Genomic DNA, 23053 nt, shown 5'->3' with positions numbered 1-23053 from the left:
TCCAACATCGAATTCGGGCACCATGCAGCGCGTCGCTCCAGCCATTTCCCGCCGCATCGGCAACGGACCGAAGTCCCTGGTCGAATGCGGCTCCTTCGCGACACTGGCCAGAAAGGCCGGCGCGCTGGAAGCGCTGGATCGTGCACTGCGCCAAACGTTGCCATCGCCGCTGCGCGAGCAGGTGAGATTCGCCGACCTGCGCAACGACTGCCTCGTCTTTCTGGCATCTTCACCGGCCTGGGCATCGCGCCTGCGTTTGATGCAGACGCAGATCCTTGCCACCGCACGCGCCATCGGCACCTGCGCCAGTTCAGTCACCGTGAAAGTGGCCCCCCAACCACCGGCCACCATCGAGCCGGATCGGTCAAAACCGCTTTCGCCTGCGGCAGCCAGCCATCTTCGGGCCGCTGCCGCATCACTTACAGACCCCGAATTGCGGGTGCTGTTCCTGGAGTTGGCGTCCCTCGCCGAGACCACTGATTCCGGAGCCGACGGAACGCCTTGAGCGTCCGGCATCGCCTCGAATGTTGCACGCGGTCAGGCCCTAGGCCCGCCGCAAGTGGATTGCGAAGTTTGGGTTTATACCATGCTCTTCCGCTCGCTGACACCCACAACCGTCGTCAGGACTTACCGCGGACTCGTCCGTATGTGATTGATTTCACAAAAGTGAAACGGCCGTGTCTCGCGACACAGCCGTTTCAGTGGGAACTTGCGCAGGGTGGCTGCGGCAGACTCAGATCGCCTGCGCCGGATGCGCGTAGGAGATCGGCGAGGTGGCCGGATCGTCCTGATAGCTGACCTCTTCCCATGCCGTGGCATCTGCCATCAGCGTGCGCAGCAATTTGTTGTTGAGTTCGTGACCGGACTTGTGCGCGTGATAGGCGCCGATCAGGCTGTGCCCGAGCAGGTACAAGTCGCCGATCGCATCGAGAATCTTGTGCTTGACGAACTCGTCCTCGTAGCGGAGGCCGTCCTCGTTCAGCACGCGGTAGTCGTCCAGCACCACGGCATTGTCCATCGAACCGCCCAACGCGAGGTTGTGCTCACGCATCATCTCGATATCGCGCATGAAGCCGAAGGTACGCGCGCGGCTCACTTCCTTGACGAAGGAGGTGGTGGAGAAGTCGATCTCGGCGCGCGAGGTGCGCTTGGAGATGATCGGATGGTTGAACTCGATCGAAAAGCCGACCTTGAAGCCTTCGAATGGCTCGATGCTGGCCCACTTGTCGCCTTCCTGCACCTTGACCGGCTTCTTGATCCGGATGAAGCGCTTGGCCACGTTCTGCTCTTCGATGCCTGCGGATTGCAGCAGGAACACGAAGGGGCCGGCGCTGCCATCCATGATCGGCACTTCCGGCGCCGACAGGTCGACGTAGGCATTGTCGATACCCAGACCAGCCATCGCCGAGAGCAGATGTTCGACCGTGGAAACACGCGCCTCGCCGTTCACCAGCGTAGTCGACCAGCTGGTATCGCCCACATTGTCCTGGCGTGCACGAATGTCCACCGGCGGACTGAGGTCGGTTCGACGAAACACGATGCCGGTGTTCGGCGCTGCCGGTCGCAGCGTCATGTACACCTTGTCACCGGTGTGCAAACCAACGCCGGTGGCCCGGATGATGTTTTTGAGCGTACGCTGCTTGATCATTTTTGTTGGTACCCGTGGAGGCAGCAGCCAATCAGGGACGGATCCTAACACAGTTTTAACCTGTGATAAAGCAAACCGCACCGTACAGTCTGATTAAGTCTTCATGTTTCTTTCATGCTTGGTACACGCGAACTTCAGGGTTGTTTCTTCCGCCATCTGACGATTCGACGCGTCACCCCATGCCAGGGACGGGAGTCCGGCACGGGGTAACGAACCAGCCAGCACGGGGAACCCCGTACGGCGGGTCATGCGTCATCCGGACGCACAGTCTTGCTGCTTTCACAGCGAACATCGATCCGATCACGGTCAACCCTCAGCTGCCGCCACAGCCAAACCGGCCGGAGCAACTCCACCCCGACTGCGAACAGTCGGAACGGACACGCTTGAGAACTGACCCGTGCAACGGGCGTTCGTTCAATTTTTTCGCACCGCCTTAACTTGGCTGTCCAGCCTCAATCAGCCTGACGCCGCAAAAATGCCGGGATATCCAGATAATCGAAGCCCGGATCGTTGCCCTTGGCTGGCATGGCCGCTTCCGTACGACTGCTGTTGCTGACCGTCGTCACCTCCGGATTCGCGTAGTCGACCACTTCGTTGCCGGTGCCGGTACGCAGCACGACCGGACGCGGGCGCATCTGCATCTGCTGTGTCTCGACCATCCGCATCGGCGGCTGCTGACGCGAGGCGACGGCACGGTTGAGGCCGGTGGCCACCACGGTGACGCGCACGTCGTCCTTCATTTCCGGGTCGAGCGAGGTGCCGATCACCACGGTAGCGTCTTCGCTGGCGAAGTCATGAATGATACGACCGATTTCGTCGAATTCGCGCATGGTCAGGTTCGGACCGGCGGTGACGTTGACCAGGATGCCGCAAGCACCATTGAGGTTGACGTCTTCCAGCAGCGGGTTCTTGATCGCCGCCTCGGCTGCCGCCTGTGCACGGTCGTCGCCGCGTGCGGTACCCGAGCCCATCATCGCAAGGCCCATCTCCGACATGACGGTACGCACGTCCGCAAAGTCGACGTTGATCAGGCCCGGAGCGGTGATCAGATCGGCGATGCCCTGCACGGCGCCCTGCAGCACGTCGTTGGCGGCCTTGAACGCATTCAGCAGAGTAACGTCGCGCCCGAGCACGCTGAGCAGCTTCTCGTTCGGTACGGTGATCAGCGAATCGACGTGCTGCGACAGGTCTTCAATACCCTTCAGTGCCACCTGCATGCGCCGGCGACCCTCGAACGGGAACGGCTTGGTGACCACGGCCACGGTGAGGATGCCCTTTTCCTTGGCCAGCTGTGCCACCACCGGTGCTGCGCCGGTACCGGTACCGCCGCCCATGCCGCAGGTGATGAACACCATGTCGGCGCCTTCGAGCATCGCCTCGATCCGTTCACGATCTTCCAGCGCCGCCTGACGGCCGACCTCGGGATTCGCGCCGGCACCGAGACCCTTGGTCACGTTACCACCGAGCTGCAGGTGGGTGCGCGAGCTGCAGCTGGTCATCGCCTGGGCATCGGTATTGGCGACGATGAACTCGACGCCTTCGATGTTGGAGTTGAGCATGTGCGCCACGGCATTGCCGCCGCCACCGCCCACGCCGATCACTTTGATGACTGCATTGGGTGCGAGTTTATCAATCAGTTCAAACATTTCCCGTCCTCCGTAGAGTTGTTGTCGTTGTAACCAGGGATCGCGACTCCTGTCGGTCCATGGTGGTGGGCGGATATCCTTCCGCCCGGAGCGACGCTTCCTGCGTCACCCAAAAATCAAAAAAGAAACATCAGAAATTCTTGGTGATCCAGCCGCGCAGCTTGCCGACCAGACCGCCGACGCTGCCGCCGACCGGCCCGCTCGTCCGCATCCCGCCGGCGCGCGCACCGTGCAGCAGCAAACCCACACCGGTGGCATGCAGCGGACTGGAGACGACTTCGCCGAGACCATCGATCTGTTGCGGCACGCCGATGCGCACCATCTTGTGGAAGATCTCCTCGGCCAGCTCCAGCGCACCTTCCATCTTCGAGGCGCCGCCGGTCAGCACCACACCGGCCGCGACCAGACTCTCGTAGCCGGAGCGGCGCAGCTGGTCCTGCACCATCTCGAAGATTTCCTCGTAACGCGCCTGCACGCTCTGCGCGAGCGACTGCCGCGCAAGCCGGCGCGGCGGACGATCGCCGACGCTGGGTACCTGGATGGTTTCCTCGGCGTGCGCCAGCCCGGTCTGCGCACAGGCGTACTTGATCTTGATTTCCTCGGCATGCGCGGTCGGCGTATGCACGCCGTAAGCGATATCGCTGGTGACCTGGTCGCCACCGACCGGCAGCGAGGCGGTGTAGCGGATCGAGCCCTGGGTGTAGATCGCGATATCGGTGGTACCGGCGCCGATGTCGACTAGGCACACGCCGAGTTCGCGCTCGTCGTCGGTCAACACGGCCTTGGCGCTGGCCAAGGCCGATGGCACCAGCTCGTCCACTGACAGGCCACAACGCTGGATGCATTTGGTGATGTTCTGCACCGCCGCCGCCGCGCCGGTGACCAGATGCACGTTCGCCTCCAACCGCACGCCACTCATGCCCACCGGCGAGCGGATGCCGTCCTGGCCATCGATGCGGTATTCCTGCGACTCCTTATATAGAACCTTGCGATCGGCCGGGATCGCCACCGCGCTGGCTGCCTCCAGTACCTGCTCCAGGTCGCCCGCAGTCACCTCACGGTCGCGGATCGCTGCGTTGCCGTGCGAGTTGCGGGTTTCCAGATGGCTGCCGGAGATCGACGCGTACACCGAGCGGATGTCGCAGCCAGCCATCAGCTCGGCCTCTTCCACCGCACGCTGGATCGAATGCACGGTCGATTCGATGTCAACTACCGAACCGCGCTTCATGCCACGCGATACATGGGTGCCGATGCCGATCACGGTGATCGGCTCGCCCGGCTCGTACTCGCCGACGATCGCCACCACCTTCGAGGTGCCGATATCCAGACCGACCACCAATTGCTTGTCGTTGCGAGGTTTCATAGGGCGGCCTTCAATAGGCAGATCGTCTTCATGTGCGGGGCGAGCCTCCAGCGTTGGTGGCGGCCGCTTGCGGCCAGCGCACGGCAAATCCATTGGTGTAGCGAAGGTCGGCGTAGGCGAAGCCATCGGCGTGGCCGGCGATCAGCTGCGGGTAGACCGTGAGGAAGCGGCGCAGCCGACGGCCGGCCTGCGCACGGTCGCCGATCACGATCTGTGCTCCGCTGGCGGTACTGACGCTCCAGCTGCCGCGTTCGGTCAGGGCGACGCCGGTGATCTGCAGATGGGTGCCGGCAAACGCCTTCTGGGTTTCGGCGTAGAAGCTCACCACCTCGGCCAGCCGTGCATCCGGCCCATGCAGGCTCGGCAATGCGCCGGTGTCATCCATGCCCGGTGCGTCGAACACCAGGCCCTGCCGGCTGATCAGTTGCTTGTCGTTCCAGCGCGCAAACGGCTGGCGCTCGTAGATGCGCAACAGCAAGGTATCCGGCCAGCGCTTGCGCGCCTCCGCCGACTCCACCCACGGCAGCGCGGCGACAGCCTGCTGCACAGCATCGAGATCCAGCGCGAAGAAGCCCTTGCCCAGCCGCGGCAATACCGCAGCACGGATCTCGTCCGGGCTGACGTGCTTGAACTCGGCCTGCACCGTCAATTGGGTCACCGGCCAGCGGTTGGCCGCAAACCATCCGCGCAGCACGCCGACGATCGGCAGCGCGACCAGCGCGATGGCCAGACACCAGGCAACGAGGCGGATGGTTCCCTTCACGCGCCCTCCCGGAAACTGGTTTCGAGCACGCGCCAGCACAGTTCCTGGTAATCAATCCCGGCAACCGCGGCGGCCTTCGGGACCAGCGAGTGCGAGGTCATGCCCGGCGCGGTGTTCACTTCCAGCAGCCAGTTGCGACCGGTTCGGTCGCGCATCACGTCGACGCGGCCCCAGCCGTAGCACCCGAGTGCATCGAACGCCTGCAGCGACAGCGCACGCAGCTCGCTCTCGGCATGGCCTTCCAGGCCGGGACAGAGATAGAGCGTGTCCTCGGCGATGTATTTCGCGTTGTAGTCGTAGAACGCGCCCTTCGGCACGATGTGGATCGTCGGCAACACCTCCCGACCGAGGATGGCGACAGTCAGTTCGTCGCCTTCGATCAGGGTTTCCATCAGCAGGTCGCCCGGATACTTCGCGGCCAGTTGCACCGCCTGATCGAGTTGCGCTTCTTCGAACACGCGGGTGACGCCCACGCTGGAGCCCTCGCAGGCCGGCTTCACGATCAGCGGGAATCCGATCTGCTTCGCCGCGGCATGCACATCGGCCCCGCGTGGCAGCGCGACGAATCCTGGTGTGGTCAGGCCGAGCGATTGCCACACGCGCTTGGAGCGCGTCTTGTCCATCGACAACGCCGAACCGAGCACACCCGAACCGGTGTACGGGACGTTGAGCGATTCCAGCGCGCCCTGCAGCACACCGTCCTCACCACCGCCATGCTGGCCATGCAGGATGTTGAACACGCGCGCGAAATGGCCGGCACGCAGCGCATCCAGCAACGCCGGGATGCCGTCGATCGCGTGCGCGTCGACGCCGCGCGCCTGCAGCGCCGCCAGCACGTTGCGGCCGGAGTCGAGCGACACCTCACGCTCGGCCGAGCTGCCGCCCATCACCACGGCGACGCGGCCGAACTGGGCGGGATCATTGATCTTGTTCACGACGATACTCACTTGCTTGTCCTCAGATGACCGGTTTGCGCCAGCTCCACCGCCGCCGTGCCGATATCGCCTGCACCGAGCAGCAGCAGCAGGTCGCCGTCGCGCAGCAGCGCCGGCAGGGCTTCCTTCAGATCGCGCGGATGCTCGACCAGCACCGGATCGACCTTGCCGCGCGCACGCACCGCACGCGCCAGCGCGCGGCCGTCGGCGCCGGCGATCGGCGCCTCACCGGCCGGATAGACATCGGTCAGCACCAGCACGTCGGCCTCGGCCAGCACATTGGCGAAGTCGTCCAGCAGATCGCGCGTGCGGCTGTAGCGGTGCGGCTGGAAGCCGACCACCAGCCGGCGCTCGGGCCAGCCGCCACGTGCAGCGGCGAACACCGCGGCGAGCTCGCGCGGATGATGGCCGTAGTCGTCGACCAGCAACACGCTGCCCTGATCGAGCGCGATCTCGCCGCGCCGATGGAAACGCCGGCCGACGCCCTGGAAATGTTCGAGTGCATGCGCCAGTGCATCCGCCTCGACGCCGAGCTGCCAACCGATCGTGGCGGCAGCCAGCGCATTCAATACGTTGTGCCGACCCGGCAGATTCAGCTTCACCGGCAGCGCGTCGCCACGGTTCGGCAGCACCAGATCGAAGTGCATCTCGAAACCGTGCTGGATCAGGTTCAATGCGCGCACATCGGCATCTGCGGTGTCGATGCCGTAGGTCATCACACGGCGCGTGGTGGATTTCGCCAGCTCGGCAACTTCCGGATCGTCCACACACAGCACAGCCAGACCGTAGAACGGCAGCCGGTGCAGGAAGTCGGCGAACGCCTTCTTCACCTGGGCGAAATCGCCGCCGTAGTTCTCCAGGTGATCGGCATCGATATTGGTGACTGCGGCAATCACCGGCGAGAGCAGCAGGAACGAGCCGTCCGACTCATCCGCTTCTGCCACCAGGTACTGTCCGGTACCCAGTCGCGCGTTCGCACCGGCCGCATTCAACTGGCCGCCGATCACGAAGGTCGGGTCATAGCCGGCCTCGGCCAGCACGCTGGCGGTGAGGCTGGTGGTAGTGGTCTTGCCGTGGGTGCCGGCGATCGCCACACCACGACGGAAACGCATCAACTCGCCGAGCATCTCGGCGCGCGGGATCACCGGAATGCGGGCTGCGCGCGCGGCGACCAGTTCCGCATTGTCCTGCTTGATCGCACTCGAGGTCACCACCACGTCGGCGTCGCCGATATGTTCGGCGGCATGGCCGACATGCACGGTGATGCCCAACCGCTGCAGGCGCTGCGCCGTTGGCGAATTCGCACGGTCGGAGCCTGATACCGCATAACCGAGGTTATGCAGCACTTCGGCGATGCCGCTCATGCCGACGCCACCGATGCCGATGAAGTGCACGCGGCGAAACGTGCTCATCAGATCCTCATGCGCATGCAGGCGACGCGGCGTCATGCGGCCACCTCCAGGCAGGCGGCAGCGATCACGTCGGCTGCGTCGGGCTTGGCCAGCGTGCGCGCGGCTTCGGCCATTGCCAGCAGCTGCGTGCGGTTGCCCAGCAGCGACTCCAGTCGCTGCGCCAGATTCTGTACGTCCAGATCCATCTCCTGAATCACCGCTGCTGCACCAACAGCCACCAATACTTCGGCATTACGCGTCTGGTGGTCGTCCACCGCGTGCGGGAATGGCACCAGCACAGCGCCGAGTCCAGCCGCGGTCAGCTCGGCCAGAGTCAGCGCGCCCGCGCGGCAGACCGCCAGATCGGCCCAGCCATAGCTGGCGGCCATGTCATCGATGAACGGCACCACCTGTGCCTCGACACCGGCCTTCGCATAGGCCTCGCGCGCCTCGTCGAGACCACGCGTGCCGGACTGGTGCAGCACCTCGGGGCGCTGCTCCGGTGTGAGCTGTGACAGCGCCTGTGGCACGGCCAGATTCAGGGCACGCGCACCAAGGCTGCCGCCAAGCACCAGCAAACGCGACTTGTCGTTGCGCATCGCCATGCGCTGCGCCGGCTCGGGCAACGCGGCAATCGCAGCACGCACCGGATTGCCAACCCACTCGGCCTGCGGTAATGCATCCGCAAAACCGGCCAGCACCCGCTTCGCCAATCCGGCCAGCTTGCGGTTGGTGAAGCCAGCCACGCGATTCTGTTCATGCACCAGTAACGGCCGCCGCAGCAGCCACGCGGCGAGGCCGCCGGGGCCAGCCACATAACCACCCATCGACAGCACGCTGCGCGGCTTCACCTTGCGCAGCACAGCCAGCGACGCGATCAGCGCGCGCAGCAACATCAGCGGTGCCAGCAGCCGGGTCTTCAGGCCCTTGCCGCGCAGGCCGCCGACCGCCACCGTGTGCAGCTCGATCCGGTGCGCGGGCACGACTTTCGTTTCCATGCCGCCAGCCGCACCCAGCCACACCACTGGCACGCCTTGGGCGCGCAGGCAATCGGCCACGGCCAGCCCGGGGAAGATGTGGCCGCCGGTACCACCGGCCATGATCAGCACGGGCGCGGAGGCAGTCATGCGGCCACCGCCTCGCGCGGCTTGACAGCGACATTCGCATCGGCTGCCGCCACGGCGCCCGGCATGCGCTTGGTCACTTCACGCGCATCCAGCGCGCGATTGATTTCGAACGTGGCACGCAACAGCACGCCAGCCATCGCGCAGGTCAGCACCATCGACGAGCCGCCGTAGCTGATCAACGGCAGGGTCAGGCCCTTGGTCGGCAGCGCACCGAGATTCACGCCGACCGACACGATCGCCTGCATCGCCAGCATCAGCGAAATGCCGAACGCGACATAGCCGGCAAAGCGCTGGCCGATCTCGACGCCCTTCAAACCCAGATACAGGCCACGCCCCACCGCCAGCGCAAACAGCCCCATCACCAGCAGCACGCCAGCCAGGCCGAGCTCCTCGCCGATCACCGCAAAGATGAAGTCGGTGTGTGCTTCCGGCAGATAGGACAACTTCAGTACGCTGGAGCCCAGCCCCACGCCATCCCATTCGCCGCGACCGATCGCCATCAGCGACTGGGTCAGCTGGAAGCCGTCGTTGAACGGATCCTTCCACGGATCCATGAACGAGGTCAGCCGCTTCATGCGATAGCTCTCGCCAGTCGCCGCGATGTACAGCAGCGGCATCAGCGGCAAGCCCATGATGAACAGGAAGATCGGCCGCGCGCCGCCGAGCCAGACCATCGCGATGCTCACCGCAATCACCAGCGTGGCCGAGCCGAAATCGGGCTGCGCCAGCAGCAGCAGCACGATCACACCAGCGACCATGATCGGCTTGATCAGGCCGAGGAAGCGCGTCTCGACACTCTCGCGATGACGTACCAGATAACTGGCGATGTAGATCACGAGGATCAGCTTCACCGCCTCGACCGGCTGGAAGCTGGTCACCAGCAGGTTCAGCCAGCGTCGCGCGCCGTTGATGCGCATGCCGAAATGCGGCACGAATACCGCCAACAGCAATACGAACGCCACTGCCAGCAGCGGGAACGCATGCCTTTCCAGCAACTTCAGCTCGGTGCGCATCGCCATGCCGGCAGCGACCATGCCCAAGCTGAGAAAGAGCAAGTGCTTCTTGAGGAAGTAGAACGCGCCCACGTGCTGGCTGTCGGCCACGGCGATCGAGCTGGAGGTGACCATCACCACGCCGACGCTGGCCAGCCCGATCAGCGCAACCAGCAGCCACAGGTCGAAGCTGCCGCGCGGCCCCAGCCGGCGTTTTGCCTGAGTGGTGTCGAAGTCGAACATCAGCGCACCTTCAACGTGGCAAGACCGACCAGCACCAGCACCACGCTGATGATCCAGAAGCGCACGATCACCCGCGGCTCCGGCCAGCCCTTCAATTCGAAGTGGTGGTGGATCGGCGCCATCCGGAACACGCGTTTGCCGGTGAGCTTGAAGCTGGCGACCTGGATCATCACCGAGGCGGTTTCCATCACGAACACGCCGCCCATCACCAGCAGCACGATTTCCTGGCGCACGATCACCGCGACACAGCCGAGCGCGGCCCCCATCGCCAGCGCGCCGACATCACCCATGAACACCTGTGCCGGATACGTGTTGAACCACAGAAAGCCGAGGCCCGCGCCAGCCAGTGCGCCGCAGAAGATCGCCAACTCGCCCGCACCGGGAATCGAGGGAATCCCGAGGTACTCGGAAAACAGCTTGTTGCCAGCCAGGTACGCGAACACGCCCAGCGCGCCGGAAACCAGCACGGTCGGCATGATTGCCAGCCCGTCCAGTCCGTCGGTGAGGTTCACCGCGTTGGAGAAGCCGACGATCATGAAATAGGTCACCACCACGAAGAACAGTCCCAGCGGCAGCACCACGTGCTTGAACAGCGGCACGTACAACGCGGTCTCCGCCACCGGCAGGGCGGCGACCGCCGCTGGCGCGCTGTAGTACAGGAACAGCGCCGCGCCGAGGCCGAACACCGATTGCCAGAAATACTTCCAGCGGCTGGCTAGCCCGCGACTGTCCTTCAGCACCAGCTTGCGGTAGTCGTCGTAGAAACCGATCGCGCCGTACGCCAGCATCACGGCCAGCACCACCCACACGTAGCGGTTGTGCAGATCGGCCCACAGCAGCGTGGCGACGCTGACCGAGAGCAGGATCATCACACCGCCCATGGTCGGTGTGCCGGCCTTGACCAGATGTGTCTGCGGACCGTCACTGCGCACCACCTGGCCAGCCTTCAGTGCAGCCAGCCGGTTGATCAGCCACGGCCCGCACAGCAGCGACATTGCCAACGCGGTGAGCGCGGCCATGATCGTGCGGAAGGTGATGTACTGGAACAGATGCAGCGAGGTGAAATGCCGCGCCATCCAGTCCGCCAGTTCAAGCAGCATCGGAGGCACCTCCCTGATTCTTGTCCGCATGGCCCGGATGACCGCCGAGCGCCAGCACCACCTGCTCCATGGCGGCCGAACGCGAGCCCTTTACGAGACAGGTGACGCCGCCATGCAGTTGCGCCTGCAGCGCAGCGATCAGTGCCGGCTTGTCGCTGAAATGTTCGCCCTGTGCACCGAATGCCTCGACGGTGGCCGCGCCGAGCGGCCCGACCGCAAACAGCCGCTCGATGCCATGCTCACGGGCGCGTGCACCGATACCTGCATGCAGCGTGCGTGCGTCCGTACCCAGTTCGGCCATGTCGCCCAGTACCAGCCAGCGTTCGCCAGCGGCCAGCTGCAGTGTGTCGATCGCTGCCGCCATCGAGCTGGGATTCGCGTTGTAGCTGTCGTCGATCAGCGTCCAGCCAGCTGCCATCACCTCACGGCGCAGCCGGCCGGCCACGCCCGCGACCTGCTCCAGTCCGGTGACGATGGTGTCCAGCGGCACCTCGAGGGCCAGCGCGACCGCCGCCGCCGCCAACGCATTGGCGATGTTGTGGCGACCGGGCAGCGGCAACGCCACCTCGGCATCGCCACGCGACGTGCTCAGCAGGAAACGCGAACCGTCGACGCGCTGTTCCACGATATCCGCACCCACATCCGCCGGATGATCGAGGCCGAAACGCAGCTGTTTGCGCGTACCGGCCAGTCCGCCGAAGAAACTGGCGAAGCTGTCGTCGGCATTGATGATCGCGATGCCGTCGACCGGCAACGCCTGATACAGCGCACCCTTGGTCTCGGCCACGCCTTCGATGCTGCCCATCCGCGCAAGATGCGCCGGCGCAATGAGGGTGACGAGGCCGATATCGGGCCGTGCGATGGCAGCCAGATAGGCGATATCGCCCGGCTTGCCGGCGCCCATCTCGAACACGGCGTATTCCGTATCCTGTGGCATCGCCAGCAGGCTCAGCGGTAGGCCCAGCTCGTTGTTGTAGTTGCCGCTGCTGACGTGGGTGCGGCCATGTCGCGACAGGATCGACGCGACCAGCGTCTTCACGGTGGTCTTGCCATTGGAACCGGTGATGCCCACCACGCGCACGTCGCGCTGCGCCCGCACCGCACTGGCCAGGTCGCCCAGTGCCAACGCGCTGTCATCGACCAGTACCTGCGGCAACGCGTTGTCGACCTTGCGTGTCACCAGCGCAGCCACCGCGCCGCGTGCAGCCGCCTCGGCCAGATAGTCGTGACCGTCTACGCGTTCGCCCTTGATCGCGACGAACAGGTCGCCTTGTTTCAGTTTTCGGGTATCGATCGCGACGCCGGTGACAACGACATCGGCACCGAACAGCTGCCCGTGGGTCCACACGGCAATCGCGCTCAGCGGCATCATGCGCGCGGCTCCCGGCTGATCCGTTCCAGCGCCGCATGCGCCACCGCCAGATCGTCGAACGGGCGCTTGCCGGCGGCGCCTTCCTGATAGGTCTCGTGGCCCTTGCCGGCGATCAGCACCACGTCGCCGGATTGCGCCATCCGCAGCGCATGGCCGATCGCCGATGCCCGATCGCGCTCCACCATCATCGCGCGCGCCGCCTGCATGCCGGCCACGATCTGCGCCACGATCACGTCGCCATCCTCGCCTCGCGGATTGTCGTCGGTGACGATCGCGATATCCGCCAATCGCGCGGCGATCGCGCCCATCAGCGGACGTTTGCCGGCATCGCGCTCGCCGCCGCAACCGAACACGCAGATCAGCCGACCGGCGCAATGCGCACGCACCGCGCTCAGCGCCTGTTCCAGCGCGTCCGGCGTATGCGCGTAATCGACCACCACCAGCGGCAAGCCCTGCAGGCCACCGAGTCGGCTCATGCGGCCATTCACCGGCTGCAGCTGTTCGACCGCGGCCACGATGCGCTCGAACGACTCGCCCAGCGCGCCAAGGCACGCCACCACCACGAGCAGGTTCGCCACATTGAAGCGGCCGAGCAGATGGCTGTTCAGTGCACGCGATCCCCACGGCGTGCGCAGCCGGAACGCCAGCCCCTCGGCCGTGGTGACGATGGCACTCGCGGCAATCTCGGCTTCGGCATCATCGGCCATGCTGAAACGCAACGGCTTCACGCCGGGCGGCAGTTGTGCTGCCAGCTCATGACCGAACGCATCGTCGATGTTGATGACCGCACTCTGCAGCCCCGGCCACGCGAACAGTTTCGCCTTGGCCGCACCGTACGCTTCCATGCTGCCGTGATAATCCAGATGATCGCGGGTGAGATTGGTGAACGCCGCCACCTCGAAGTCCACCGCAGCGACGCGACCCTGTTCCAGAGCATGCGATGACACTTCCATCGCCACGTGACTGACTTCGGCATCGCGGAAATCCGCCAGAAACGCCTGCACACTGATCGCATCGGGCGTGGTGCGCTCGCCTTCGCGCAACTGGCCATGCACGCCGGCGCCGAGCGTGCCGATGGTGGCCGCGCGATGGCCCAGCAAGGTCAGTGCCTGCGCCAGCAATTGCACGCAGGAGGTCTTGCCGTTGGTGCCGGTGATGCCGATCACGCGCATCGCTTCGGCCGGACGGTCGTGGAAGCGCGCGGCGATTTCACCGACCTGATCGTGCAGGCCGTCGATCCACAGCAGCGGCACGTCGAGCGCCGCCACGTCAACGGCCGGCGCTTCGGCGAGCACCACCTGGGCACCGCGCTGCACGGCGCCAGCGGCGAATTCGATGCCATGACCCTGGCTGCCGCGCAACGCGAAAAACGCGTCGCCGCGGCGCACCTTGCGCGAGTCCAGCGCCAGCCCGGACACCACGATGCGGCCAGCACCCGGGGTCGCGGCCACCTGCACATCGGCAATCCCCAGCAGCAACTGATCGAGATGACCGGTGCTCATGGCGTCGCCTCTTCGGCCGGCGCTTCTTCGATGTTCGGCGCGACAGGCGGCTGATTACCCGTCAGCCCGTTCTGAACCTGCAAGGGGCCGCCGACGTACCAGCGGCCGATATTGTCGGGTGGGATATCAAGCAGGCGCAGCGCGCCCGCCATGACCGTTGCAAACACCGGCGCCGAAACCAGGCCACCGTAGTAGCTGCCCTTCCTTGGATTGTCGACCACCACGGCTGCCACCAGCCGCGGGTTGGTCGCCGGCACCATGCCGGCGAATGCAGCGCCGTAGTTGTCCTTCGAATAGCCGCCTGCCATGGCCTTGTGCGCCGTGCCCGTCTTGCCGGCCACCGTGTAATTGGCAATCCAGGCATACGGTGCCGCCGTGCCACCTGGCTGGGTAGTGGTTTCCAGCATGTCCACCAGCTGCTGGGCTACCTGCGGCTCGATGATCACCTTGGCATCGTTGTCGTTGCCCTTGATGAAGGTCGGCGAGTGCATGACACCGCCATCGGCAATCGTCGCGTAGGCATTGGCCAATTGCAGCACGGTCACGTTGAGGCCATAGCCATAGCCCAGGATGGCTTTTTCCAGCGGCCGCCATTTACCTCCGACCTGGAGATAGCCGGATGCTTCACCCGGGAATCCGCTGTTGGTGCTGTTGCCAAAGCCGAACGCACGATAAGTGTCGTACATCAGCCCGGTATCGAGCTGCATGGCGATGTGCGCGGCACCGACGTTGCTCGACTTGGTGATCACGCCGGTTGGACTCAGCAGCCCGTAGTTGTGCGTGTCGTGGATGTCGTGGCCCTGGAAAAACCAGTGGCCGCCGGTGGTGTCGATCAGCGGACTGGTCGGCGTGTACTTGCCGCTGGACAACGCCGCCGCCATCAACACCGGCTTGATCGTGGAGCCCGGCTCGAGCACATCAGTCATCGCGCGATTGCGCCGATTCGACGCCGACGTGCTGCCTACCGAATTCGGGTTGTAGGTCGGCAGGTTGACCATCGCCAGCACTTCACCGGTTTTCACGTCGAGTATCACCATCGAACCGGAATCGGCCTGGGATTTTTCCAGCGTGCTTTTCAATTCGCTGTAGGCCAGAAACTGGATGCGCCGGTCGATGCTCAGGGTGAGATCACGCCCGGGCTGCGGTGCGCGCACCTGTTCCAGATCCTCGACGATATGGCCCTTGCCGTCCCTGATCACCCGCTTGACGCCCGGCTTGCCGGACAACCAGTCGTCGTAGGCCAGTTCCAGGCCTTCCTGGCCGTGGTCGTCGATATTGGTGAAGCCGAGCACGTGCGCGGTCACTTCACCGGACGGGTAATAGCGCTTGAATTCGCGCTGGCCGTTGATGCCGGGAATGTCCAGATCGAGCACGGCTTGCGCCGCCTCTGGTGACATCTGTCGGCGCAGATAGACGAACTCGCGACCCGCGCGCTGCTCGAGATACTGCTGGATGTTGGCCGGGTCGTCGTTCAGCACCTTGGCCAGCGCCGGAATGCGGTCGGCGTTGTCCAGCACCTCGGACGGATTCGCCCAGATCGACATCACTGGCGTCGACACCGCCAGCGGCTCGCCGTTGCGGTCGAAGATGGTGCCGCGCGACACCGGGATCTTCATCTCGCGCAGGAAACGCGCGTCGCCCTGGCTCTGGTAGAACTGCTTGCGCACCACCTGCAGGTCGAACGCGCGCGCGACCAGCCCGAGCGAGGCCAGCCCGAGCAGACCGACCACGATCGTCATGCGCCGGCGTGCGCTGGGACCCGTGCCGTGACGGCGGCCTTGCCGGGCGGGTGTGCTGTGATCGCGCCAGCCCATCAGTGCAGCAACCGGATGTCTTGCGGGCGCGGATCGACCATGCCCAGTCGCTGGCGCGCTTCGTCGTTGATGCGCCGCGGCTCGGCATAGGTGGCCTGCTCCAGTTCGAGCTTGCCGTATTCGATGTTCAACTCGTCACGCTGGTTCTGCAGCCCGGTCAGGTTGACGAACAGCACGCGGCTTTCGTGGCGCGTCCACACCACGCCGATCGCACTGGCGAGCACCGCCGCCAGCAGCATCAGCATGAACAGGCCGCCGATCACCTTCATGCGTGGCCCTCGTGCGACAGCGTCTGCTCAACCAGTTTCTCCGCCACGCGCAGCACGGCCGAGCGCGAACGCGGATTGGCCGCCATCTCGGCATCAGACGGGAATTGTGCCTTGCCGACTGCAACCAAGCGCGCCGGCGCAGCCTGCACCGGCGGTCCGCGGCGGCTGTTCTGCACGCGACCGGAGTGATCGCGGATGAACAACTTCACCGCACGATCTTCCAGCGAATGAAAGCTGATCACCGACAGCCGACCGCCCGGCTTGAGCCGTTCCAGCGCCGCATTCAGACCCTGCTGCAGCGCGTCCAGCTCGCCGTTCACGCGGATGCGCAACGCCTGAAAACTGCGCGTGGCCGGATGCTTGCCCGGCTCGCGACGACCGACCACGCGCTCGATCAGCGCAGCCAGCTGACCGGTGCGGGTGAACGGCGTGACCGTACGATCAGCGACGATCGCGCGAGCGATGCGGCGGCCGTGACGCTCTTCGCCGAAATTCCACAACACTTCGGTGATCTCGCGCTCGTCGGCCTGCGCCAGGAAATCCGCAGCGCTTTCGCCCTGGGTGGTGTCCATGCGCATGTCCAGCGGCGCATCGGCCATGAAACTGAAGCCGCGCGCGGCTTCGTCCAGCTGCGGCGAGGACACGCCCAGATCGAGCAGCACGCCGTCCAGACCAGGGGCGGTTTCATCCCACTCGGCCAGACTGGAGAAATTGGCATGCCGGATCGCCACACGCGGGTCGCCGGCAAACTCGGCCTGCGCGGTGGCGATCGCGGCGGGGTCACGATCCATCAGCAGCAGCCGACCGGCGGGGCCGAGACGCGACAGTACGGCGCGAGCATGACCACCGCGTCCGAACGTCCCATCGAGATAGCGCCCGTCAGACTGCACGGACAGACCCTCCACCGCTTCACCCAGCATCACCGGGATGTGCTGCAACTGCTCGGAGCCTGAATTTGTATTCCGGCTCTTGGCCATGCCGCGCTCCCGCCCCCTTCATGTGTTTGTCGCCGCGTCCGTCACAGACGCAGTTCGGCCATTTCGTCTGTGATGTCGTCTTCGCCGATCGTCTGGCGGATCGTCCTGAGGTGCTCTTGCTCGCTCCACAACTCGAACTTGTCGCCCATGCCAAGCAGCACTGCTTTCTTGTCGATACCGGTGGTGGCGCGCTGACTGGCGGGCAGCAAGATCCGCCCGGCGCTGTCCGGCTCGACCACGGCCGCCGCGCCGACCAACTTGCGCTGCAACTCCCGGTGCTTGGACCGGACGTTGGACAGCGCATTTACCGCATCGCGCACGCGCTCCCACTCGGCATACGGAAACAGCCACAAACAGCCCTCATCGAACGGGTTGTAAGTAATCACCAGACGATTGGCGCACTCGCCCGCCACCTGCTCCCGATACGCGGTCGGAATGGCCAGGCGGCCCTTGTCGTCTACGGTGATGGCGGTTTCGCCTTGGAACACAGTGCCTAGACTCCACTAAAACCCACAATTTCACACTGGAACCCACGATAATCTCGCCCCATGAGACTGTCAAGGGAAATCGCTCGGAAAATCGCTTGTGAATCAAGGAGAAAGGCGAAGTTGTGACGGTAATTCCAGCGCTTTCTCACAAACATCTTCAAGGTGTTTGAAAGCAAGGGATTTTTTATTTCGACAATCGCGCTACCAAGGCGCCAAAGCGGCGGCGATTCGAGGTTTCAGGCACTCCAGGGATGAATCGGCGTTCATCCCGCGCGCCCCCACGCAAGATTCCCGACGCGGATGACGCCGCGTCGGGAATGCCTTGCTCGGGAATAGGTGGAGTCGGCCTGTAAGCCGGGTTCTGTACGTCTTGCGACGCGACAGTCATTCCTCTCGGCCAGACGTCGCCGTCTGGCTCCAGCAACCTACCCGGGAACAACGCGGGCCGCGTTATCGTTCCCCTATTTGGTCTTGCTCCGAGTGGGGTTTACCGTGCCGTACGACGTTAGCCCCGTACGCGGTGCGCTCTTACCGCACCCTTTCACCCTTACCACGCACATCCGAAGATGCCGTTCGGCGGTCTGCTCTCTGTTGCACTGGCCGTCAGCTCACGCTGCCCAGGAGTTACCTGGCACTCTGCCCTGTGGAGCCCGGACTTTCCTCGATGCACTTGCGTGCGACGCGACTGCCCGGCCGACTCCACTGACGATTGTACTCCACGCGAGACCTCAGCCCTCGTAGAGCAGCTTGCGCGGCGCGCCGGTGATCGCCGCGGCCATCTTCGCCGCCTTCGCCGGCGGCAGTTCCTCGCGCAGGATCGCGAAGATGCGTTGGCCCTCGACCAGCTTCGCATCGGCTTCCTCGCCACGCCCAGCCACCAGGATCACGCATTCACCACGCTGCTGGTCGGGATCGGATACGACCCGCGCGGCCAGTTCCGCCAACGGCTCACCCAGCACCGTCTCGAACATCTTGGTCAGTTCGCGCGCCAGCACGGCCTCGCGCTCGGCACCGAAGACATCGCGCATGTCGGCCAGACTCTCGGCCACGCGATGCGACGACTCGTAGAAGATGAGCGTGCGCGCATCGCCGGTGAGTTCCTGCAGGCGACTGCGGCGTGCCGCCGCCTTCGGTGGCAGGAAGCCCTCGAACACGAATCGATCGCTGGGCAAGCCCGCCACCGACAGCGCAGCAATCGCCGCGCAGGCACCCGGTACCGGAATGCAGCGAATGCCGGCAGCGCGCGCGGCGCGCACCAGACGGAAACCCGGATCGCTGATCAGCGGCGTGCCGGCGTCGGAAATCAGCGCCACCGAATCGCCTGCCTCCATTCTGCGCACGATCGCATCCACCGCATCGCGCTCGTTGTGATCGTGCAGGGCGATCAATGGGGTGTCGATATTGTGATGCACCAGCAACGGCCGACTGTGACGGGTATCTTCGGCGGCGATGACCGCAACTTCGCGCAAGGTCACGATGGCGCGGGCAGACAGGTCGTCGCGATGGCCGATCGGAGTGGCGACCACCCACAGGCTGCCGGGCTGAACTGATGACATTTTGAGAACTCCTGCGCCGCGAGCCGGCAATCCGATCGGCTATGATCGCGCATTGATGACCATGACGAACAAGGGATTTCCCATGCGCTTCATGCGCCTCTCGCGCACCGCCGCGATCGGACTGGTGTTTTCGCTCGCCCTGTGCGCCTGTGTGCCGACCAATGTCCAGCGCTCGCCGGCGGAAATCGCTGCCGCGCAGAGCGCCGACGCACTGGCGCAGCAGGGCCAGTACGAACAGGCCGCGCAGGCGTACCTGACGCTGGCCGCCCAATCCTCGGGTCACGCCGACAGCTACCGTCTGCAGGCCGCCGAAGCGTGGCGCCAGGAAGGTCAGATCGAACGCGCCGCGCCCACCCTGGACAGCATCAAGCGCCAGCGCCTGAGCGGCGACGAGCCATTGCAATTTGACCTGCTGCGCGCCGAACTGGCACTCAGCCGGCACGATGCACAGACCGCCCTGCAACTCACCACCCAAACCGGCGTCAGCGTGCCGGCCGCGATGCAGCTGCGCCTGCTGGAACTGCGCACGCGCGCGATGCAGGCCAGTGGCGACAACTGGGGCGCGGCGCGCACCCGCGTGCAGATGGACGACCAGCTGAGCGGCTTCGATCACACCCAGAACCGCCGGCAGATCCTCGACCTGCTCAGCAAGGTCGACGTCGACTCGCTCAAGCAGCGCGCCGCCGCCATGAAGCCCGGCGACCGCATGCTGCCATGGATCAACGAGGCGCTGAGCCGGCAAGGTATCGCGGTGGCAAGTCCGCAGCCGGAACTGCAGCAGCCGGTCGGCACCTTGCTGCCCGGTGCGGATGCAAATGTGCGTGAGGGTTACAAGGCACCGGCCAAGTTGGCCTTGCTGTTGCCCAGCGACGGCAATTACGCGGCCGCCAGCACGCCGATACGTGAAGGTTTCTTCGCCGCCTATCTCGATGCCGGACGCAACCATGCGCCACGCCCCGTCGTGCGCGTGTATGACAGCCACGGCACCGCCGAGGGCGCCATCAAGGCGTACCAGCAGGCGGTCAGCGACGGCGCCAATCTGGTGGTCGGCCCACTCACCCGCGGCGAGGTCTCCGCCGTGTTCGGCCAGGCGCAACTGCCGGTGCCTCTGCTCGCGCTCAATCATCCGGACGACCGCGAGCTGCCGTCCGGCGACACCAGCGAATTCGGCCTGCTGCCGGAAACCGAGGGCGCCCAGGCCGCCGACCACATGATCGAACGCGGTCTGCATCATGCCTATGTGCTGGTCTCCAACGACGATTTTGCCCAGCGCGCAGCCGGTGCATTCAAGGCCGAACTGGATGCCCGCGGCGGTCAGCTCGACGGCACGCAGACCCTGACCAACTTCAACAACGTGGCCAGTGGGTTGAACATTCCGCATGCCGGCTCCGCCGTTGCCGCCAATGCCAGCAACACCGACGCCACACCTAAACCTTCCGATACCAGCGCCGGCGACGACACCGGCATTTTCATCAGCATGCGCCCGAACCAGGCCCGGATGCTGATACCGCAACTGCAGATCGCCAACATCCACTTGCCGGTGTTCGCCACCTCGCACGTCTATGACGGCAGCGACGACGCCACCGCAAACCGCGATCTCGATGGCGTGGAGTTCTGCGACGCACCGTGGCTGTTCGATGCCCAGCCCGGCCTGCCAAGTCATGACGCCATCGCCACCCAGCTACCGTCTGCCCACGGTGCTGCCGCCCGACTGTTCGCGTTCGGCATGGATGCGTGGAATCTGGTGCCGTATCTCGACTGGCTGCGCAAGCACCCGGGCAGTTACATGCCAGGTGCCACTGGCCAGCTCACTGCCGATCAGTTCGGCCGCATCCGCCGCGTGATGATCTGGGCGAAGTTCCAGGACGGACTGGCGCACCCCTTGAGTGGCAGCCTGCAAATGGATGACGTGCCATCCAGCGCACCACCCACTGGTACCGAACCGGCGCCAGCAAGCTCCGCACCAGCGAGTGCCGCGTCGACCGGCGCCGCGCTGCCCATGCCGGGCTGATGCGCGCCGCTGGCGACGCCTACGAGCAACGCGCCTGCGCCGAGCTCGAACGCGCCGGACTGAAACTGCTGGCGCGCAACTACAGCACCCGCCATGGCGAGCTGGACTTGGTGATGCGTGAAGGCGACACCGTGGTGTTCGTCGAGGTGCGCTACCGCAAGAGCGCCAGTCACGGCGATGCCGCTGCTTCGGTCACCACCAGCAAGCAGGCCCGACTGATACTCGCCGCCCAGCACTGGCTGGCCGCGCATCCGCAACACGCGCGACGCGCCTGCCGCTTCGACGTGGTCAGTTACGACGGGGCGGCCGACGCCATTCACCGCGACTGGTTGCGCGGCGCGTTCGAGGCTGGTTGAAGCGCTTCTTGTAGGAGCGGCTCAGCCGCGATGCTCTGACTTGATGGTTGTACAAAGGCATCGCGGCTGAAGCCGCTCCTACAGACATTTCGGCAAATCCTTCCTGCAGGTGAGATAGGCTCTGAGGATGCCGCTTCCCACCGAACTGCTCGCCCGCCTGCGCGAGATTTTCCCCGCCGACGCATTCGCCAGCGGCGAAGCCGAGCGAATTGCTTATTCGTACGACAACTCGCGCCAGCACGCGTTGCCTGATGCGGTGGCGTTCCCCACCGAGCATGCCCAGGTCGAAGCGCTGGTGCGGACATGTCGTACATACAAGGTGCCGGTGATCGCCCGCGGACGCGGCAGCAACACCACCGGCGCCACGGTGCCGGTGGATGGTGGTGTGGTGGTGAGCTTCGAGCGGATGAACCGGATCCTGCGCATCGATCCGGACAACCGCCTTGTAGTGGTCGAGCCCGGCGTGTTGAATGGCGACCTGCAGCAGGCACTGCTGCCGCACGGTTTCTTCTGGCCACCCGATCCCTCCTCCGCGCCCTGGTGCAGCATCGGCGGCAATCTTGCCTGCAACTCGGCCGGCCCACGCACGGTGAAATACGGCAGCCCGCGCGAGAACACGCTGGGCCTGCGCGCCGTTGCCGGCAACGGCGAAGGTTTCCGTTGTGGCACCTATACCAGCAAGGGCGCCACCGGCTACGACCTGACCCGCCTGCTGATCGGATCGGAAGGCACCCTGGCGCTGATCACCGAAGCCACCCTGAAACTCACCCCAAAACCTTCGGCCGTGCGTACGCTGCGCGCGACCTATCGCGATGTCGGCAGTGCCGCGCGAGCGGTGGCGCGGATCATGGCGCAACCGGTGACGCCGTGCGCGCTGGAGTTCATCGACGATGTGGCGCTGAAGCTGGCCCACGCGCATGGCGGCGACAGCGTGCCGCTGGCCGGCGCGATGCTGATGATCGAAGTGGATGGCGAGCCGCAGGCGCTGCCTTCCGCCGTGGAAGCCGTCTCACATGCCGCACGCGGCGATGGGCTGGAAGAACTGCGCCTCGCCGAAACCGCCGAGGAAACCAGTGCGCTGTGGTCGGCGCGCAAGGCGCTGTCGCCGGCACAACGCACGATCTCGCCGAACAAGATCAACGAAGACGTGGTCGTGCCGGTCAGCCACCTGCCTGCGCTGGTCGATGGCATCAAGCAGATCTCGGCGAAGCACGATGTGTTGATCGTCACCTTCGGCCACGCCGGCAACGGCAACCTCCACGTCAACCTGCTGCCACGCGACGACGCCGAGCGCGAACGCGCACATGCGTGTCTGGCCGAGGTATTCGCGCTGGTGATTTCACTCAATGGCACGCTGTCCGGTGAACATGGCATCGGCATGGTCAAGCGGGAATTCATGCCGCTGGCGCTGTCGTCGAGCACGCTGGACCTGATGCGCAATATCAAGACCGCGTTCGATCCTGACGGCATCCTCAATCCGGGCAAGCTGTTGCCTTGAGT

Annotated in this window: 20 protein-coding genes and 1 other RNA gene; 4 read left to right on the top strand and 17 right to left on the bottom strand. The window is 65.1% G+C overall.

Annotated features, from left to right (window positions below; all coding sequences use genetic code 11):
• Window positions 1-22: 22 nt before the first annotated feature.
• Window positions 23-505, top strand: coding sequence for a DciA family protein (locus tag B0E48_RS02870; protein ID WP_077515908.1), 483 nt, complete (start codon window positions 23-25; stop codon window positions 503-505).
• 228 nt (window positions 506-733) lie between these two features.
• On the opposite strand, the gene lpxC is transcribed toward B0E48_RS02870, so the two are convergent.
• The 17 genes from lpxC to rsmI all read right to left on the bottom strand — a co-directional run bounded on the left by lpxC (window position 734) and on the right by rsmI (window position 19186).
• Window positions 734-1648: a UDP-3-O-acyl-N-acetylglucosamine deacetylase gene (gene lpxC, locus B0E48_RS02865; RefSeq protein WP_077515907.1), complete on the bottom strand. Its 915-nt coding sequence runs from the start codon at window positions 1646-1648 to the stop codon at window positions 734-736.
• Window positions 1649-2100: 452 nt separating this feature from the next.
• Complete coding sequence (gene ftsZ, locus B0E48_RS02860) at window positions 2101-3294, bottom strand: cell division protein FtsZ (protein ID WP_077515906.1); 1194 nt, start codon at window positions 3292-3294, stop codon at window positions 2101-2103.
• Between the two features lie 130 nt (window positions 3295-3424).
• Window positions 3425-4657 (bottom strand): cell division protein FtsA, encoded by a 1233-nt coding sequence (gene ftsA / locus B0E48_RS02855; protein WP_077515905.1) that lies wholly within the window; start codon window positions 4655-4657, stop codon window positions 3425-3427.
• A gap of 28 nt (window positions 4658-4685) precedes the next feature.
• The gene (locus tag B0E48_RS02850) at window positions 4686-5420 is read right to left on the bottom strand and encodes a cell division protein FtsQ/DivIB (protein ID WP_077515904.1); all 735 of its coding nucleotides are present in this window, start codon (window positions 5418-5420) and stop codon (window positions 4686-4688) included.
• Window positions 5417-6355: a D-alanine--D-alanine ligase gene (locus tag B0E48_RS02845; protein WP_077516909.1), complete on the bottom strand. Its 939-nt coding sequence runs from the start codon at window positions 6353-6355 to the stop codon at window positions 5417-5419. The genes B0E48_RS02850 and B0E48_RS02845 overlap by 4 nt, the downstream gene beginning before the upstream one ends.
• A gap of 8 nt (window positions 6356-6363) precedes the next feature.
• Entirely contained in the window at window positions 6364-7803 is a 1440-nt protein-coding gene (murC, locus tag B0E48_RS02840; protein WP_077515903.1) for a UDP-N-acetylmuramate--L-alanine ligase, read from the bottom strand.
• Window positions 7800-8873: an undecaprenyldiphospho-muramoylpentapeptide beta-N-acetylglucosaminyltransferase gene (murG, locus tag B0E48_RS02835; protein WP_077515902.1), complete on the bottom strand. Its 1074-nt coding sequence runs from the start codon at window positions 8871-8873 to the stop codon at window positions 7800-7802. Before murG ends, murC begins: the two co-directional genes overlap by 4 nt.
• Window positions 8870-10108 carry a putative lipid II flippase FtsW gene (gene ftsW / locus B0E48_RS02830; protein ID WP_077515901.1) on the bottom strand — a complete coding sequence of 413 codons (1239 nt, stop codon included), beginning with the start codon at window positions 10106-10108 and terminating at the stop codon, window positions 8870-8872. Before ftsW ends, murG begins: the two co-directional genes overlap by 4 nt.
• Complete coding sequence (mraY, locus tag B0E48_RS02825) at window positions 10108-11208, bottom strand: phospho-N-acetylmuramoyl-pentapeptide-transferase (protein WP_077515900.1); 1101 nt, start codon at window positions 11206-11208, stop codon at window positions 10108-10110. The genes ftsW and mraY overlap by 1 nt, the downstream gene beginning before the upstream one ends.
• The gene (murF, locus tag B0E48_RS02820; RefSeq protein ID WP_077515899.1) at window positions 11198-12580 is read right to left on the bottom strand and encodes a UDP-N-acetylmuramoyl-tripeptide--D-alanyl-D-alanine ligase; all 1383 of its coding nucleotides are present in this window, start codon (window positions 12578-12580) and stop codon (window positions 11198-11200) included. The genes mraY and murF overlap by 11 nt, the downstream gene beginning before the upstream one ends.
• Complete coding sequence (locus tag B0E48_RS02815; protein WP_077515898.1) at window positions 12577-14082, bottom strand: UDP-N-acetylmuramoyl-L-alanyl-D-glutamate--2,6-diaminopimelate ligase; 1506 nt, start codon at window positions 14080-14082, stop codon at window positions 12577-12579. Before B0E48_RS02815 ends, murF begins: the two co-directional genes overlap by 4 nt.
• The gene (locus B0E48_RS02810; protein WP_077515897.1) at window positions 14079-15896 is read right to left on the bottom strand and encodes a penicillin-binding protein 2; all 1818 of its coding nucleotides are present in this window, start codon (window positions 15894-15896) and stop codon (window positions 14079-14081) included. The genes B0E48_RS02815 and B0E48_RS02810 overlap by 4 nt, the downstream gene beginning before the upstream one ends.
• Window positions 15896-16156 carry a cell division protein FtsL gene (gene ftsL, locus B0E48_RS02805; RefSeq protein ID WP_168170298.1) on the bottom strand — a complete coding sequence of 87 codons (261 nt, stop codon included), beginning with the start codon at window positions 16154-16156 and terminating at the stop codon, window positions 15896-15898. The genes B0E48_RS02810 and ftsL overlap by 1 nt, the downstream gene beginning before the upstream one ends.
• 5 nt (window positions 16157-16161) lie before the next feature.
• Window positions 16162-17142, bottom strand: coding sequence for a 16S rRNA (cytosine(1402)-N(4))-methyltransferase RsmH (gene rsmH, locus B0E48_RS02800; protein ID WP_077515895.1), 981 nt, complete (start codon window positions 17140-17142; stop codon window positions 16162-16164).
• A 41-nt stretch (window positions 17143-17183) separates the two neighbouring features.
• Complete coding sequence (gene mraZ, locus B0E48_RS02795) at window positions 17184-17630, bottom strand: division/cell wall cluster transcriptional repressor MraZ (protein ID WP_077515894.1); 447 nt, start codon at window positions 17628-17630, stop codon at window positions 17184-17186.
• A gap of 334 nt (window positions 17631-17964) precedes the next feature.
• Window positions 17965-18331: RNase P RNA component class A (rnpB, locus tag B0E48_RS02790), an RNA gene on the bottom strand.
• Window positions 18332-18358: 27 nt separating this feature from the next.
• Window positions 18359-19186 carry a 16S rRNA (cytidine(1402)-2'-O)-methyltransferase gene (gene rsmI, locus B0E48_RS02785; RefSeq protein WP_077515893.1) on the bottom strand — a complete coding sequence of 276 codons (828 nt, stop codon included), beginning with the start codon at window positions 19184-19186 and terminating at the stop codon, window positions 18359-18361.
• Window positions 19187-19268: 82 nt separating this feature from the next.
• On the opposite strand from rsmI, the gene B0E48_RS02780 reads away from it, so the two are divergent.
• From B0E48_RS02780 to B0E48_RS02770, 3 genes are all read left to right on the top strand, one after another.
• Window positions 19269-21197 carry a penicillin-binding protein activator gene (locus tag B0E48_RS02780; RefSeq protein WP_077515892.1) on the top strand — a complete coding sequence of 643 codons (1929 nt, stop codon included), beginning with the start codon at window positions 19269-19271 and terminating at the stop codon, window positions 21195-21197.
• Window positions 21197-21553 carry a YraN family protein gene (locus tag B0E48_RS02775; protein ID WP_077515891.1) on the top strand — a complete coding sequence of 119 codons (357 nt, stop codon included), beginning with the start codon at window positions 21197-21199 and terminating at the stop codon, window positions 21551-21553. Before B0E48_RS02780 ends, B0E48_RS02775 begins: the two co-directional genes overlap by 1 nt.
• Before the next feature lie 127 nt (window positions 21554-21680).
• Complete coding sequence (locus B0E48_RS02770) at window positions 21681-23051, top strand: FAD-linked oxidase C-terminal domain-containing protein (RefSeq protein ID WP_077515890.1); 1371 nt, start codon at window positions 21681-21683, stop codon at window positions 23049-23051.
• Window positions 23052-23053 lie beyond the last annotated feature (2 nt).

The organism is Rhodanobacter sp. C03, from assembly GCF_002001175.1.
GTDB lineage: Bacteria > Pseudomonadota > Gammaproteobacteria > Xanthomonadales > Rhodanobacteraceae > Rhodanobacter.
This window is presented reverse-complemented; position numbering and strand designations above follow the sequence as displayed.

Coding starts and splice junctions, on each gene's coding strand:
- B0E48_RS02870 (WP_077515908.1), top strand. CDS start 23: ATGCAGCGCGTCGCTCCAGCCATTTCCCGCCGCATCGGCAACGGACCG.
- lpxC (WP_077515907.1), bottom strand. CDS start 1,648: ATGATCAAGCAGCGTACGCTCAAAAACATCATCCGGGCCACCGGCGTT.
- ftsZ (WP_077515906.1), bottom strand. CDS start 3,294: ATGTTTGAACTGATTGATAAACTCGCACCCAATGCAGTCATCAAAGTG.
- ftsA (WP_077515905.1), bottom strand. CDS start 4,657: ATGAAACCTCGCAACGACAAGCAATTGGTGGTCGGTCTGGATATCGGC.
- murC (WP_077515903.1), bottom strand. CDS start 7,803: ATGACGCCGCGTCGCCTGCATGCGCATGAGGATCTGATGAGCACGTTT.
- murG (WP_077515902.1), bottom strand. CDS start 8,873: ATGACTGCCTCCGCGCCCGTGCTGATCATGGCCGGTGGTACCGGCGGC.
- ftsW (WP_077515901.1), bottom strand. CDS start 10,108: ATGTTCGACTTCGACACCACTCAGGCAAAACGCCGGCTGGGGCCGCGC.
- mraY (WP_077515900.1), bottom strand. CDS start 11,208: ATGCTGCTTGAACTGGCGGACTGGATGGCGCGGCATTTCACCTCGCTG.
- murF (WP_077515899.1), bottom strand. CDS start 12,580: ATGATGCCGCTGAGCGCGATTGCCGTGTGGACCCACGGGCAGCTGTTC.
- B0E48_RS02815 (WP_077515898.1), bottom strand. CDS start 14,082: ATGAGCACCGGTCATCTCGATCAGTTGCTGCTGGGGATTGCCGATGTG.
- B0E48_RS02810 (WP_077515897.1), bottom strand. CDS start 15,896: ATGGGCTGGCGCGATCACAGCACACCCGCCCGGCAAGGCCGCCGTCAC.
- rsmH (WP_077515895.1), bottom strand. CDS start 17,142: ATGGCCAAGAGCCGGAATACAAATTCAGGCTCCGAGCAGTTGCAGCAC.
- rsmI (WP_077515893.1), bottom strand. CDS start 19,186: ATGTCATCAGTTCAGCCCGGCAGCCTGTGGGTGGTCGCCACTCCGATC.
- B0E48_RS02780 (WP_077515892.1), top strand. CDS start 19,269: ATGCGCTTCATGCGCCTCTCGCGCACCGCCGCGATCGGACTGGTGTTT.
- B0E48_RS02775 (WP_077515891.1), top strand. CDS start 21,197: ATGCGCGCCGCTGGCGACGCCTACGAGCAACGCGCCTGCGCCGAGCTC.
- B0E48_RS02770 (WP_077515890.1), top strand. CDS start 21,681: ATGCCGCTTCCCACCGAACTGCTCGCCCGCCTGCGCGAGATTTTCCCC.